Genomic DNA, 13,255 nt, shown 5'->3' with positions numbered 1-13,255 from the left:
CCTCATGTCCTCATCGTCCCATGCCCATGCCCTGATCCACAGGCTCAGCCAGCTGTGCCTGGCGCTGGCCGGACTCGGTGCCGCCTTGCTGGCGGGGCTGGTGGCCTACTCGGTGTTCATGCGCTGGGTGATGGGGGCGCCTCCGCACTGGGCGGAGGAGCTGCCCCAGTTGATCCTGGTGTGGACGGCGCTGTTGGCCGCGGTGGCCTGTACCCACAAGCGCAGTCACCTGAACGCCGGGCTGATGCCGTTGCTCGTTGCCTCGGCGACGGCACGGCGGGTGATCACCCGGGTCACCGACCTGGTACTGCTCGTCATGCTGATCATCCTGGCCAAGGCCGGCTGGGACCTGGCCTGGCTGACCATGTCTCAGACCACCACCGCGTTGCAGCTGCCCGCTGGCCTTGTGTACCTGTCGGTGCCGGTGAGCTGCGTGGCCATGGCGCTGATGCAGTGTGACCACCTACTCACCGGGGAGAACCCTTCATGACCCTCGGCGCCCTGACCCTGGTGGGGGTCTTTGCCCTCGCCATTCTGATCGATATTCCGATCGCCTTCGGCCTGATCCTGGCGGTGCTGTCTTACCTGTTGATGTTTGGCGCGGCACCGATGATGGTCTCCGCCCAGCAGTTCGTGGCGGGCATGGAGAGCTTCACCCTGCTCGCCATTCCGCTGTTCGTGATGGCCGCCCAATTGATGAACCATGCCGGCCTGACCCAGCGCCTGGTACGCCTGTGCATGGCGCTTGTCGGCGATATTCGCGGTGGCCTGGCGGTGGTGGCGGTGCTCGCCTGCATGATGTTCGGGGCCCTGTCGGGTTCCGGTGTCGCCGATGTCATCGCCATCGGCAGCATGCTGCTGCCGGCGATGCACAGAAGCGGCTACCACCGCGGCTTCAGCAGTGCGCTGGTCGGCACGGCGAGCTCCATCGGTACGGTGATACCGCCGAGCATCGTGATGATCGTCTACGGCACCACCTCCAATACGTCGGTCGGCAAGCTGTTCATGGGCGGCGTGATTCCCGGCTTGCTGCTGACCATGGCGCTGGTCGGGGTGGCGATATTCGTGTCGCGTCGCCATGGTTGGTCCGGCGGCGCCAAGCCAGAGCCCGGCGAGCGGAGGCAGGCGTTCATTGGTGCGTTGCCGGCGCTGCTGGTGCCGGTGTTGATCATCGGCGGGATCCGCTTTGGGGTCTTCACTCCGACGGAGGCCGCGGCCTCGGCCATCGTCTACGCGCTGATCGTCGGCGCCCTGGTCTATCGCAGCCTGAGCCTCAGGGCCATCGTCGACAGTGTCATTGCCACCGCCGAAACCTCCGGGGCGATTCTGGTGATCATCGGTGCCGCCGGCATGTTCGCCTGGGGGCTGACCTATGAGCAGGTGCCCCAGGCCATCGCCGCGCTGATCGGCGAGATCACCGATAGCCGCCACGGCGTGCTGTTGCTGCTGACCCTGGTGCTGCTGGTGCTGGGTTCCTTCATGGAGAGCATCGCCATCATCATCATTGTCACGCCGATCGTGATGCCGCTGCTGTCGCAGTATGGCATCGATCCTGTGCACTTCGGCGTGCTGCTGACGGTCAACCTGGCGATTGGCGCCAATACGCCGCCGCTCGGGGTCGATCTGATGGCCGCCTGTCGCATCGCCGGCATCAGCGTCATGGAATCGCTTAGGCCGCTCGCCCTGATGCTGGGCGCGATGATCGCGGTGCTGATGCTGATCACCTTCGTGCCCGAGATCGTGCTGTTCCTGCCGAACCTGATGGAGTGATGCCTGTGCCCAACCCGAGCCTATCGACGTGTCGTAGCTGGCTGTTCGTGCCGGGGCATGACCCCGTGCGTCTCGACCAGGCGCTGGCCTGTGGGGCCGAAGCCATCGTCGTCGATCTCGAGGAGTTCACGCCGGCGCCGCATCGCGGCGCTGCCTGCGCGGACTTCCTTGCCTTCGCCAACGACTGCCGTCGCCTGGGTAGATTGCCCGCGGCTCGCATCAACCGCCTCGCGGACGGCGGCCATGGTGAGCTGGCCGAGCTGATGCCAGCGGTCCCGGCGGCAATCTTCCTGCCGCGGGTCGAGTCGGCGCAGGACGTCACTGCCCTCGACCTGGCCCTTCATGTCGAGGAGGCGCGCCGCGGCCTCGAGCCGGGATCGACGGCCCTGGTCCCGACCCTGGAGACGAGCCGTGGCATCGAACGAGCCCACGAGATCCTCGCTGCCAGCGCCAGAACATCGGCGGCGCTGGTCGGCACCGGTGACCTGGCACGTGACCTCGGCCTTTCAGCGAGCGCCGCTGACGACGAGCGTGTGGCGGCGCTGGCGCCCTGGCGAGTGCGTTTTCTCGCCGCCTGCCGTGACGCCGGATGCCTGGCCATCGACGGCCCCTGGCCCCAGGCGACGGGCTTCGCGGCGGACCAGGACTGGTCCATGGCGCAGGGCTACCGTGCTCGCTGCGTGGTCGATCCCGGCCAGGTACCGCTGCTGCATCGGATGCTGGGTGACGCCACCCCCGCCACCCCGGACGCGGCTTCACACAAGACCAACAATGACGAGCGAGAGCCCTGATATGAGCCCTGATACGAGCCCTGATACGAGCCCTGACATGAGCGCTGATACGAGCCCTGATACGAGCCCGGATACGAGCATGAGCCCTGATACGAGACCGGACGGCAGCCAGCCAACCGCCACACAGGCGTCGTCGATATCCTGCCGCAACGGTGGCCAGATCCTGATGGACCAGCTGCGTCGCCACGGTGCCCGCCGTGTCTTTCTCGTGCCCGGCGAAAGCTACCTGCCGTGCATCGATGCCCTGAACGAGCATCGTGGTGCCATCGAGCCCATCGTCTGTCGCCAGGAAAGCGGCGCCGCCTACATGGCCGAGGCTTACGGCAAGCTGACCAACGAGCCCGGCATCTGCTTCGTCACCCGGGGCCCCGGGGCGACCAATGCCTCCATCGGCGTGCACACCGCCTACCAGGACTCGACGCCGATGATTCTGTTTATCGGCCAGGTCGGCAACGACTTCGTCGAGCGCGAGGCGTTCCAGGAGATCGACTACCGGCGGATGTTCGGGCCCATGGCCAAGTGGGTGGCTCAGATAGACGCCACCGACCGCATTCCCGAGTACATCGCCAGGGCGTATCGCGTGGCGACCAGTGGCCGTCCCGGCCCCGTGGTGCTGGCGTTGCCCGAAGACACCCTGTGGGGCGAGGCCGAGGTGGCCGATACGTCGCCCATGGCGCCGCTGCATGCGTACCCGGGGGCGCATCAGCTGGCGGAGCTCAAGGCTCGCCTGGCCGAGGCCGAGCGTCCCTTGCTGTTGATCGGTGGCAGTGGCTGGACCGAGCAGGCCCAGGCCCAGATGGCCGCCTTCGCCGAGCGTTTCGATCTGCCGGTGGGGGTGGCCTGGCGCCGTCTGGAGTGCTTCGATCAACGCGATCCGCACTTCGTCGGTCATGTCGGTTTCGCCATGCACGACGCCCTGCGCGAGCGCCTGACGCGCTGCGACCTGTTGATCGCGGTGGGTACTCGCATGGGTGAGCCTACCAGCGAAGGCTATTCCTGGATCAGCTCGCCCACGCCGAGCCAGGACCTGGTGCATGTCTATCCCGATCCCGAGGAATTGGGCCGGGTCTATCATGCCGAGCTCGCGATCAACGCCGACGTGGTCGGCTTTGCCGCCGCGCTCGATGGGCTTGCGCCGGACGCCGTGCCGCGCTGGAGCGAGGAGACGCGAGCCGCGCGAGCCGAGTATCTCGCCACCCTCGAGCCACAGCCGTCTCCCGGGCCGCTAAGCCTCGACCGCGTCGCGGTGAGCGTCGATCGGGTGCTCGATGGTCACGGCTGCATCACCGTCGGTGCTGGCAACTACGCACTCTATGCGCACCGCTACGTGCGCTTTTCCGGGCTCGGGAGTTCCCTGGCGCCCACCGTCGGCTCCATGGGCTACGGCCTGCCGGCGGCGATCTCGTTCAAGCTCGAGCACCCCGACCGGCCCTCGGTGTGCTTCGCCGGTGACGGTTGTTTTCAGATGAATCTGCAGGAGCTCGGTGTGGCGCTGCAGTATCGCCTCGGCATCGTCGTTATCCTGTTCAACAACGGCATGTGGGGCACCATCCGCGCCCATCAGGAAAACGACTTCCCGGGCCGCGAGATCGCACTGACCTTCTTAAATCCCGCCTTTACCACCCTGGTCGAGTCCTACGGCGGTCAGGGTGAGGTGGTGGACCGCGATGACGACTTCGAGCCGGCGCTGCGTCGGGCGCTCGACTTCGCCGAACGCGAGAAGCTGCCGGCGTTGATCGAGCTGCGCTATGAAGCCGACGGCATCGCCCCGGGCAAGCGCCTGAGTGCCATTCGCGACGCGGCCCTGGCTCGCCAATCGGCCCAGCAGGGGACCTGAACGGCCGGGCCTGGGCGGCTCAAGCGGATCGATGCGGCGAAAGGACTTGTGGCGGTGTGGCGGGCCAGGCTGCGCCGCGGGGCGCTCAGTCGTCCCACGGTGGCGGTGGGGCGACCGGGCCGTTGGAGGGCGCGTGCGGTGACGGTAAAGAGTGGGCATCGGGCGACTGTAAAGCCTGCGGGTCGGGCGCCTGTGACGATGACGCGCCCGGCTCCGGTTGTGCAATCCCGGTGGTCAGGCGGTCTTCCATCGGCACCTTGGCCATGGCATTGAGGAAGAAGTCGATGAAGGTCGTTTCCGCCACGTTGTTGCGACCTTCGCGATGCCACATCACGTGCAGATCGATATCGGCGACCCCGGCGTAGGGCGGTAGCGGCCATAGCTGACCGTCTGCCACGTCGCGGGCCACCAGGTGCTCGGGCATGCAACCGATGCCCCAACCCGCCATGACCATGCGCTCGATCTCCTGCAGCCGGCTGGACTGGCCGACCACCGCGCCTTGCAGGCCGTGCTGGGCACGAAACACCGCCAGCGGCGAGAGCACGCCGTCGAGCTGCTCGCTGCCGAAGGACACGTAGGGCTCGCGGTGGAGTTCGTCCATCGGCAGGTTGTCGCGGCCGAACAGGCGATGGCTGCGCCCGCAATAGAGGCGATAGCGCTGGCGCGCCAGCACTTGGCTGTTGAGGGTCTCGGGGCAGGTCTGCGACAGGCAGATGCCGAGCGCACTCTGGCGCTGGGACAGGGCGTGCTGGACCTCCTGGCTCGACATGTCTTCGATCTCGAAGGTGATCTGCGGGTACTGGCGATGGAAAGTCGCCAGCACGCTGTCGAGAAAGGCACACTGGATACCGGTAATAAAGGCCAGCGAGACGTGGCCGGCGACCTCCGGATCCGATTCGCCCACCGAGGCCGCCAGGCGTGCCACGTTGGCGTAGATGTCCACCGCCTCGCGATACACCAGCTGGCCTGCCTGGGTGACGCGAAAGTGATGGCTATCGCGCTCGATAAGCTTCTGTCCGAGGCGCTCTTCGAGGCGTTTCAGCGATAGGCTGACGGCGGGCTGCGACAGATAAAGGCGCACCGCCGCTCGACTGACGCTTTCTTCCTGCACGATGACGATAAAGGTGCGTAGCAGGTTCCAGTCGAGGGTGTCGTGAATCGGCCGCATGGTCGAGTCCTTCCAGGGGGCAGGGGGCCTCTGTGCTGCGCGAGGCGTTGAGCGGGGGCTAAGCCGCGGCGGTCTGCCTGAGTCCGCTACCGGCCGGTGTCGCGAGCAGTGCCTAGCGTATGCGTTGACAAGACCCGGCAACATCCATGGTTATTGCCTTGCCGAAGAATACCGCCGTGCCGGCGCAAGGTCACCCGCCAGGCATGGATTTGGTGAGGAGGAAGCTGAGGTCCGGAGGAGTGAGAATTCTGGTCCTTGGAGGGTTTGCAACGGCGTTTTCTTTTTTTTGTCGGGGACTTTTCCTTAAAGTTATGGCTTTTGTCCCAGGAAATAGATTTTTGTTGCGGTATTTTTTTGTTTTTATTATTTTTCTTTTAGATACTTAACGGTCTGTTTTTTTCATATTTTTTTCTGAATATCTTACTGTCTTTTTTGTGGTATTGGTGAGTTTTCTAGGAATGTTCTCTGCCATTTGTCATTAATTCCTCCAGTCGTATTGTGGCTTTAATTGGAGTGGTTATTGTATTGTCGGCTTGTATTAATCTGGCAAATTCAAAATATTAAAATTCGAAAAACTCCATGAGACGTTTTTCGTTGACCCAGGCCCATTCGGCTGACTAGATTGAAACGGTATCGTCGATTTCGACCGCATTACTTTCCCTGGCTGCACCATCGTGATGCAAACCTCTCCCGGGGCCTGGCCATAGTGGGCTGCGATGGCGCACGAGGGACCACAACAACCATAAATGCGAGGAAGATCATGAATCGCTCCCTGAAACGTTTCACCCGATCCGCCCTTTCCCTGTCCGCCCTGACACTCGCGACGGCACCCCTGGCCACCCAGGCCCTGGCGGTCGACCTGCGTATGCTGTCGAGCTATGACCTGACCTCGGCCTACACCCGCGAAGTCGCCCAGCGCTATATCGCCAATGTCGAAAGCGCCAGCGATGGCGACGTCACCATCGCCCTGAATGGCCCCGATGTGGTGCCGCCGTTCGAGCAGCTTCAGCCGGTTTCGGCAGGGGTGTTCGATCTGCTCTACACCCACGGCGCGTATCACACCAATACCACCGGCGTCGGTGCGGCCATGGACGCGGTGTTCGTGGATCCGGCCAAGACCCGTGAATCGGGGTTGTGGGACTTCATCGACGGTCAGTACAACGAGCTCGGCCTGAAGCTGTTGGCGATTCCGCCGCTTGGCTCCAGCGGCTTCCAGTACGTGCTCAAGGAGCCCATCGAAGGCTCTCCGGGGCTCGAGGGCATGCGCCTGCGCGGCAGCCCGACCTACACCAACGTGACCCAGGGCCTCGGTGGCACCCCGGTGTTGATGTCCAGCGGTGACGTCTACTCGTCGCTCGATCGTAACGTCATCGACGGGGCGGCCTGGGGCCTCAACGGCGTTCAGGACCTGGGCTGGCATGAGGTCGCCAGCTACTTCACCAAGCCGACCTTCGGTCAGACCTACACCTACCTGTTGATGAACTTGAACAAGTTCGAAGGCCTCAGCGAGGACGAGCAGCAGGTGCTGCTGGAGCAGGGCCAGGCGCTGGAGAACGAAATCAGCGGTGTGCTCGATGAACTGGCCGTCGAAGAGTGGGCCTCACTCAAGGAGCTCGGCATGCAGGAAACCGAGTTCGCCCCGGAAGATGCCGAGCGCCTCGACGCCCTCGTCACCGAAGGCATCTGGCAGCTCGGCCTGGACAAGTCGCCCGAGGCCGTCGGCGAGATGCGCGAGATCGCCGAAGCCAACGACATGACCCCCTGACACCGAGCGGATTTCTCCCATGCTGGCTACCTTGGCCCGATGCCACGACCGCCTGACCCGATTCGGCTTCTACCTCGGCGGTGCCACCCTGTGTGGCATCGTCGTGTGTTTCTGGGTCGAGGTCGTGGCGCGCTATTTCTTCAACGCCCCGACCCTATGGTCGAGCTCCATCGTCGCTTATTGCCTGTGCCTGTCGGCGAGCCTGGCGATGCCGGAGCTGGCTCGCACCCGGGGTCACATCGCCATCAGCGTGCTCCAGGACAGCTTGCCCAGCGCGCGGCGCCAGGGCTTCGAGCGCTTCACCTCGTTGCTGACGGCGGTGGTCTGCCTGCTGGCGGCGTGGATGTTGATCAGCGAGAGTCTGCGTCAGTTGGCCAGCGGCACCACCACCGCCATGGGGCTCGATATTCCCAAGGTCTGGGTCTCGAGCTTCATCGGTTACGGCTTTACCAATACGGCGCTGCACTTTCTGCGCCGCGCGCTATGGCCTGCCACCGTCGAGTGGCCAGACGACGGCCCCGACGATAACGACGCGGGCAACACGGGCAACAACAACAGCCAGAACAGCACTCACAACAACAACGAACAGGAGGCCTGAGCGATGGAGTGGTACATGACTCTGGGCATCGCCGTTGCCCTCCTGATGGGCCTGTTCGCCCTCGGCGTGCCGGTGTTCGTCGCCTTTCTCGCGATCAACGTGGCCGGCACCTACTGGCTGATGGGCAGCGCCGGCTTCGGGCTCTTCGCCAACAGTGTCTATGACACCGTCACCTCGGAAACCCTGACCACCATCGCGCTCTTCGTGCTGATGGGCGAACTGCTGTTTCGCTCCGGCTCGATCGACGTCATCTTCGATGCCCTCGATACCCTGATGGGGCGCATCAAGGGCCGGCTGTACTTCTTCGTGGTGGCGCTGTCGACGCTGTTTGGCGCGCTGTCCGGCTCGGCGTTGGCGGTTACCGCCATGCTCAGCCGCTCGGCGCTGCCGACCATGCAGGAGCGAGGCTACGACGATCGCCTGTCGATCGGGCTCATCCTCGGGGGCGCGGGGCTGGCGCCGATCATCCCGCCGAGCCTTTTGGTGATCATCATCGGCTCGATGGTCGATGTCTCCATCGCTCGGCTGCTGATCGCCGGCATCGTGCCCGGCATGCTGCTGGCCGGGCTGTTCGTGGCCTACGTGGTCGTGCGCATCTCGCTGGACCCCTCCCGGGCACCGGCGGTGGACGACTCGGGCGGTGGCAGCTGGCGCGAGCGGGGCCGCGCGCTTGGCAACATGGCGCCGTTCTCGATCATCATCTTCTCGGTACTGGGGCTGATGATGCTGGGCGTGGCGACGCCGTCGGAATCGGCGGCGACCGGCGTGCTGGGGGCCATACTGGTGGCCTGCTACTACCGTAAGTTCAGCCTCAAGATGGCCGGTCAGGCGTTGCTGTCATCGCTGTCGATCAGCGCCATGATCATCACCATCCTGGCCTGCTCGAAGCTGTTCAGCCAGCTGTTGTCGTTTACCGGTGCGACCTCTGGCCTGGTGGCGGCGGCGACCGCCATGAACCTGGATGCCGGCTGGATGCTGCTGCTGTTGATGCTGATTCCGCTGATCGCCTGCATGTTCATCGACCAGATCGCCTTCATGATGGTGGTCATTCCGATCTACGCCCCGCTGGTGAAGGCCTACGGCTTCGACCCGGTATGGTTCTGGACGCTGTTTCTGATCAACCTGGCCGTGGGCAGCCTGACGCCGCCCTTTGGCTACAACCTGTTCGCGGTCAAGGGCGGCGCACCCTCGGTGTCGATGCCGACCATCTATGCCGCGGCCTGGCCCATCGTGCTGTGCTTTCTGTTCGGCATGATGGTGCTCTACTGGGTGCCGGCGCTGATCACCTATCTGCCCAGCCTGATCTAGACGGCGTGATTCGTGCCGCCTGATTCAGGTGACGTGAATCAAGCCTCCTGCTTCGAGCCGACGGCCAAACGTAAGAGCCAAACGTAAAGAGCCCAACGTGGAGAGTCCCATGTACACCATCGCTGAAATGCCCGAGCCGCTCGACGCCGAGCGCCGCCAGCGCCTGCTCGAGTGCGAGACCGCCACCATTGGCCACTTTCGCAGCAGCGGCTTCGTCGACCCTGAGATTCGCTGTCAGCTCGATGAGGTGCGCATCGCCGGCGTTGCCGTCACGCTGTCTCTCCCGCCGGGAGATGGCACCCTGCTGAACCACGCCATGCGGTTACTGCGAGCCGGCGATGTGCTGGTCATCGATCGCCAGGGCGATCGGCGCCATGCCTGTTGGGGGGGCGTGCTCACTGACGTCGGCAAACGCATCGGCCTGGGGGGCGTCATCATCGATGGCACCGCCACCGATCGTGCCACCCTGCGCGAGTACGCCTTTCCGGTATGGAGCCGAGGGGTCTCGGCGATGACCACCAAGCTCGCCAATCAGGGTGGCACGATGAATGTGCCGGTCAGCGTCGGCGGTGTGGTGGTGCGTCCTGGTGACGTGGTCGTGGCCGACGAGAACGGCGTCGTGGTGCTGCCCCCCGACGACGTCGATGCCGTCATCGATCACACCCTGGCGCTTCAAGAGCAGGAAGAACGCATTCTCGAGCGCCTGGCGGCGGGAGAGTGCCTGCCCGATATCAGCGGCGCGACGACACTGGTCGAAGTGGCGATGAAGCCAAGCAACTGAGTTTTGCCGATGCAAGCTCACGCGACACGCGGAAGATCTTTCGCCTGTCATGTTTTTCGGTCGTCGTCGCTTGACTGCGTAGCGGTGGCGATCTGGGCCTAGGCCCCAGCCCCAGCCCCAGCCCCAGCCCCAGCCCCAGCCCCAGCCCCAGCCCCAGGCCCAGGATCAGAGGGTACTCGTCGCGAGCAGCACCGCTTGGCGTTTCTTTCAGAGCCTCACCTGCAGTGAGGCTTTATTCTTGCGTGCGCCACCAAAGGATAAGGACGAGACATTGTGTTTCTAGGTTACGAACGCTATGACTACGTATGCAAACAGGCTTGAACCTGCCGAGGTATCCCACAGATCGGTGACAGGAGGGATGGCCAGCCGCAGCCTGCAACCTGTCTCCTGGCGTTTTACAACAATGAGAGAGCCCTGATGAAGTTGCCAACCTTGCTTGTGTTGATTCCAGTTCTATCCGTCCCGTCATTAGTTTTCGCCGATACCGTCGTGAGGATTGGCCATGCGACGCCTGAGTCATCGCCGATTCATCAGGCGCTCGTGCAGTTCAAGGAAGTGGTCGAGGAACGCTCCCAGGGCGAGGTCGAGGTCGAGCTCTACCCCGGAGGGCAGATCGGCAGTGTCAATGAAATGACCGAACTCGTGGGATCCGGCAACCTCCAGATGACAATGGGGGCATCGGTGCTACTGACCTCCATTGTGCCGGAGCTTAGTGTGCTCGATCAGTTCTATCTGTTCGATGATGAGGCCCAGGCTCGCCGCACTCTCGATGGCGAAGGAGGCGCTCTGTTATTCGACGCCATGCAACGTAAAGGGCTGCACGGAGTGGGCTTTCTTGAAAACGGCATGCGTCATTTCTCGACCAGTACTAAGCCATTGGAAACCTTTGCGGATTTTGATGGACTGCGTATGCGCTCTGCGGCGAATCCTACCCAGATCACTGCCTGGGAGTCGATTGGTGCGGCGCCCATGCCGCTGGATTGGGGGGAGATCTATACCTCGCTGCAGCAGGGGCTGATCGATGGGCAAGAGAGTGCGCTGTCGTCGATTCATATCGAGCGCTTCTTCGAGGCCCAGGACTATGTCTCGCTGACAGGTCACATTTACACCGCAGAAGTCTGGTTTGCCAACCAGGACTTCTGGGAAGGGCTGGATGATCCGACTCGCACTTTGCTACGCGAGGCCGCGAAAGAAACCGTCGATCTACAGCGCTCTCTGGCGGATGCGAGCAATCGAGAGACGGTGGCATTGCTGGAAGCCGAAGGGCTGACCTTCAATGAGGTTGATCAAGCGGTCAAGGATCAACTGGGCGATACACTCAACGAGGCGACGAAGGATGACATCGTTACCCGGGCGGGAGAGGACTTCTACGCCAGCTTTATGTCGACGCTGTAAAGAGTCCTATTCTGGAGGTTTCCATGTCTCTGTTTCGACGGTTTGAGTGTCTGTTCGAGCCGGTATGCATCGTCGCCGCGCTGTCTACCATCGTGATTCTGGTGTTCACCAATGTGGTCTTGCGCCTGTTCGATACCACCCTGGCTTGGGCAGGCGAGTTGGCGCGCTACCTGTTCGTATGGATGATCTATCTCGGCATCAGCTATTGCATACGGGAACGACGGCATCTCCGCGTTACTTTCCTCGTGGATCGCCTGCCAGGGCGCGCCAAAGCCGTAGTTAACTTGTTAGCCGACGTCGTTTTCATGGTGTATTCCGCCATGGTTGCCTACTACGGCTATCTGATCATGTCGGATGCCGTAGAGCGCGGCCAGATAGCCCCGGCGCTGGAAATATCGGTGAGCGTTCTGTACGCCGCAATAGTAGTGGGAGGAGCGCTCAGCGTGGGGAGGCTGGCCGTGCATGTAGGCCATTCCTGGCAAGCTATCGTCGCATCAGGAGACGGGTCATGACCGTTGCAATCCTCTTTGGCGGCTTCGCGATTCTGGTGCTGATTGGCGTGCCTATCGGCATCGCGTTGGGTTGTGCCAGCGTGTTGGCGATTCTGGCACTGCCCTTTCTCGATTTGAAGTTCTTTGCCCTGGGGCTAGTCGGAGGCCTCAATTCCTATACGCTGCTTGCTGTGGTGCTGTTCACCCTGGCCGGTAACCTGATGAGCCAGGGCGGTATTTCCGATCGCCTGCTCAGGGTGGCGCGGGCGTTCTTCGGCACCATGCCTGGTGGTATGGGGACCGTCACGATCATGGCCTGCCTATTCTTCGCGGCGATTTCCGGTACGGGGTCGGCCACGGTGGCAGCCATTGGCTTGGCAATGATTCCGGCCATGGCTACACAAGGCTATGACCGAGCCTACGCCGGCGCTATGGTGGCGTCCGCTGGCGGTCTCGGGGTCATGATTCCGCCGAGTGTCGTCATGATCGTTTATGCGGTGACGGCAGGGGTTTCGGTTACCGACATGTTCAAGGCCGGCGTGCTGCCAGGGATCTTCGTGGCCGGCGTACTGATGGCGTTCAACGTGCTCTGTTCGCGTCGGCAGACCGATCTCGCGGTGGTCGAAAAGGCATCCTGGAGCGAGCGTTGGAAGGCGCTGAACGAAGCAAAACTAGCGTTGTTGCTGCCGGTCATTGTGCTTGGTGGCATCTACTCAGGCCTGATCACACCCACCGAGTCGGCCGCCGTTGCGGTGGTCTATGGAGCCATGGTGAGTCTGTTCATCTACCGCGAACTCGATGTTTCTCGACTCTTCCCGATCATTCTCGAGTCAGCTCTTCTGGTGTCTGCGGTGCTCGTCATCGTCGGTGCTTCGGTGGCGTTCGGGCGCATCATGGCACTGGAAAAAGTCCCCAACGACATTGCCGCCTTCGTGCTGTCGCTTACCGATAGCAAGTTGATGATTTTACTACTGATCAATACCCTCTTGCTGATCGTGGGAACCTTTCTCGAGACACTGGCGGCGATTGTTATTCTGACGCCGATTCTGTTGCCGGTGGTCGTGGTCCTGGGAGTTGATCCGGTGCATTTCGGCATCATCATGATCGTCAATCTGGCGATTGGCTTTGTCACGCCACCGCTGGGGGCCAACCTGTTTATGGCCGCGCAGGTCGGACACATCGAATTCGAGGCGCTGTCTCGTGCCATTCTGCCTTGGGTGGCGGTGCTGATAGTTGCCGTTCTGGTGATCACCTTCGTGCCGGCGCTGTCGCTGTCGCTCTAGCCTGGAGATTTCATGAGCGTCGCGAGTCGGCGCTCTCGGGTTCGTGAGCAGTGGGGGGCGGTACCGTC

Annotated in this window: 12 protein-coding genes; 11 read left to right on the top strand and 1 reads right to left on the bottom strand. The window is 62.8% G+C overall.

The features are described from left to right. The first annotated feature begins 4 nt into the window (after positions 1–4). The 4 genes from ACUN9Y_RS17940 to ACUN9Y_RS17925 all read left to right on the top strand — a co-directional run bounded on the left by ACUN9Y_RS17940 (position 5) and on the right by ACUN9Y_RS17925 (position 4,398). Positions 5–490: a TRAP transporter small permease gene (locus ACUN9Y_RS17940; protein WP_445462090.1), complete on the top strand. Its 486-nt coding sequence runs from the start codon at positions 5–7 to the stop codon at positions 488–490. After that, on the top strand, positions 487–1,770 hold the full coding sequence (locus tag ACUN9Y_RS17935) for a TRAP transporter large permease (RefSeq protein WP_445462089.1): 1,284 nt from the start codon (positions 487–489) through the stop codon (positions 1,768–1,770). Before ACUN9Y_RS17940 ends, ACUN9Y_RS17935 begins: the two co-directional genes overlap by 4 nt. Before the next feature lie 5 nt (positions 1,771–1,775). Continuing rightward, complete coding sequence (locus tag ACUN9Y_RS17930) at positions 1,776–2,561, top strand: HpcH/HpaI aldolase/citrate lyase family protein (RefSeq protein ID WP_445462088.1); 786 nt, start codon at positions 1,776–1,778, stop codon at positions 2,559–2,561. 79 nt (positions 2,562–2,640) lie between these two features. Further along, entirely contained in the window at positions 2,641–4,398 is a 1,758-nt protein-coding gene (locus tag ACUN9Y_RS17925) for a thiamine pyrophosphate-binding protein (protein ID WP_445462087.1), read from the top strand. A gap of 85 nt (positions 4,399–4,483) precedes the next feature. On the opposite strand, the gene ACUN9Y_RS17920 is transcribed toward ACUN9Y_RS17925, so the two are convergent. Next, entirely contained in the window at positions 4,484–5,566 is a 1,083-nt protein-coding gene (locus ACUN9Y_RS17920; protein ID WP_445462086.1) for a LysR substrate-binding domain-containing protein, read from the bottom strand. A 760-nt stretch (positions 5,567–6,326) separates the two neighbouring features. Between ACUN9Y_RS17920 and dctP the strand changes: the two genes are divergently transcribed. The 7 genes from dctP to ACUN9Y_RS17885 all read left to right on the top strand — a co-directional run bounded on the left by dctP (position 6,327) and on the right by ACUN9Y_RS17885 (position 13,187). Further along, positions 6,327–7,331 carry a TRAP transporter substrate-binding protein DctP gene (gene dctP, locus ACUN9Y_RS17915; protein ID WP_445462085.1) on the top strand — a complete coding sequence of 335 codons (1,005 nt, stop codon included), beginning with the start codon at positions 6,327–6,329 and terminating at the stop codon, positions 7,329–7,331. A 19-nt stretch (positions 7,332–7,350) separates the two neighbouring features. Next, positions 7,351–7,929 carry a TRAP transporter small permease gene (locus ACUN9Y_RS17910; RefSeq protein WP_445462084.1) on the top strand — a complete coding sequence of 193 codons (579 nt, stop codon included), beginning with the start codon at positions 7,351–7,353 and terminating at the stop codon, positions 7,927–7,929. A gap of 15 nt (positions 7,930–7,944) precedes the next feature. Continuing rightward, positions 7,945–9,237: a TRAP transporter large permease gene (locus tag ACUN9Y_RS17905; RefSeq protein WP_445462083.1), complete on the top strand. Its 1,293-nt coding sequence runs from the start codon at positions 7,945–7,947 to the stop codon at positions 9,235–9,237. A 109-nt stretch (positions 9,238–9,346) separates the two neighbouring features. Beyond that, complete coding sequence (locus tag ACUN9Y_RS17900) at positions 9,347–10,018, top strand: RraA family protein (protein WP_445462082.1); 672 nt, start codon at positions 9,347–9,349, stop codon at positions 10,016–10,018. A 417-nt stretch (positions 10,019–10,435) separates the two neighbouring features. Continuing rightward, positions 10,436–11,413, top strand: a complete 978-nt coding sequence (locus tag ACUN9Y_RS17895; protein WP_445462081.1) for a TRAP transporter substrate-binding protein — start codon at positions 10,436–10,438, stop codon at positions 11,411–11,413. A 23-nt stretch (positions 11,414–11,436) separates the two neighbouring features. Next, complete coding sequence (locus ACUN9Y_RS17890; protein WP_445462080.1) at positions 11,437–11,925, top strand: TRAP transporter small permease; 489 nt, start codon at positions 11,437–11,439, stop codon at positions 11,923–11,925. Continuing rightward, positions 11,922–13,187, top strand: coding sequence for a TRAP transporter large permease (locus tag ACUN9Y_RS17885; RefSeq protein ID WP_445462079.1), 1,266 nt, complete (start codon positions 11,922–11,924; stop codon positions 13,185–13,187). Before ACUN9Y_RS17890 ends, ACUN9Y_RS17885 begins: the two co-directional genes overlap by 4 nt. Positions 13,188–13,255: the final 68 nt, after the last annotated feature.

It is taken from the genome of Halomonas sp. V046, assembly GCF_052645355.1.
This window is presented reverse-complemented; position numbering and strand designations above follow the sequence as displayed.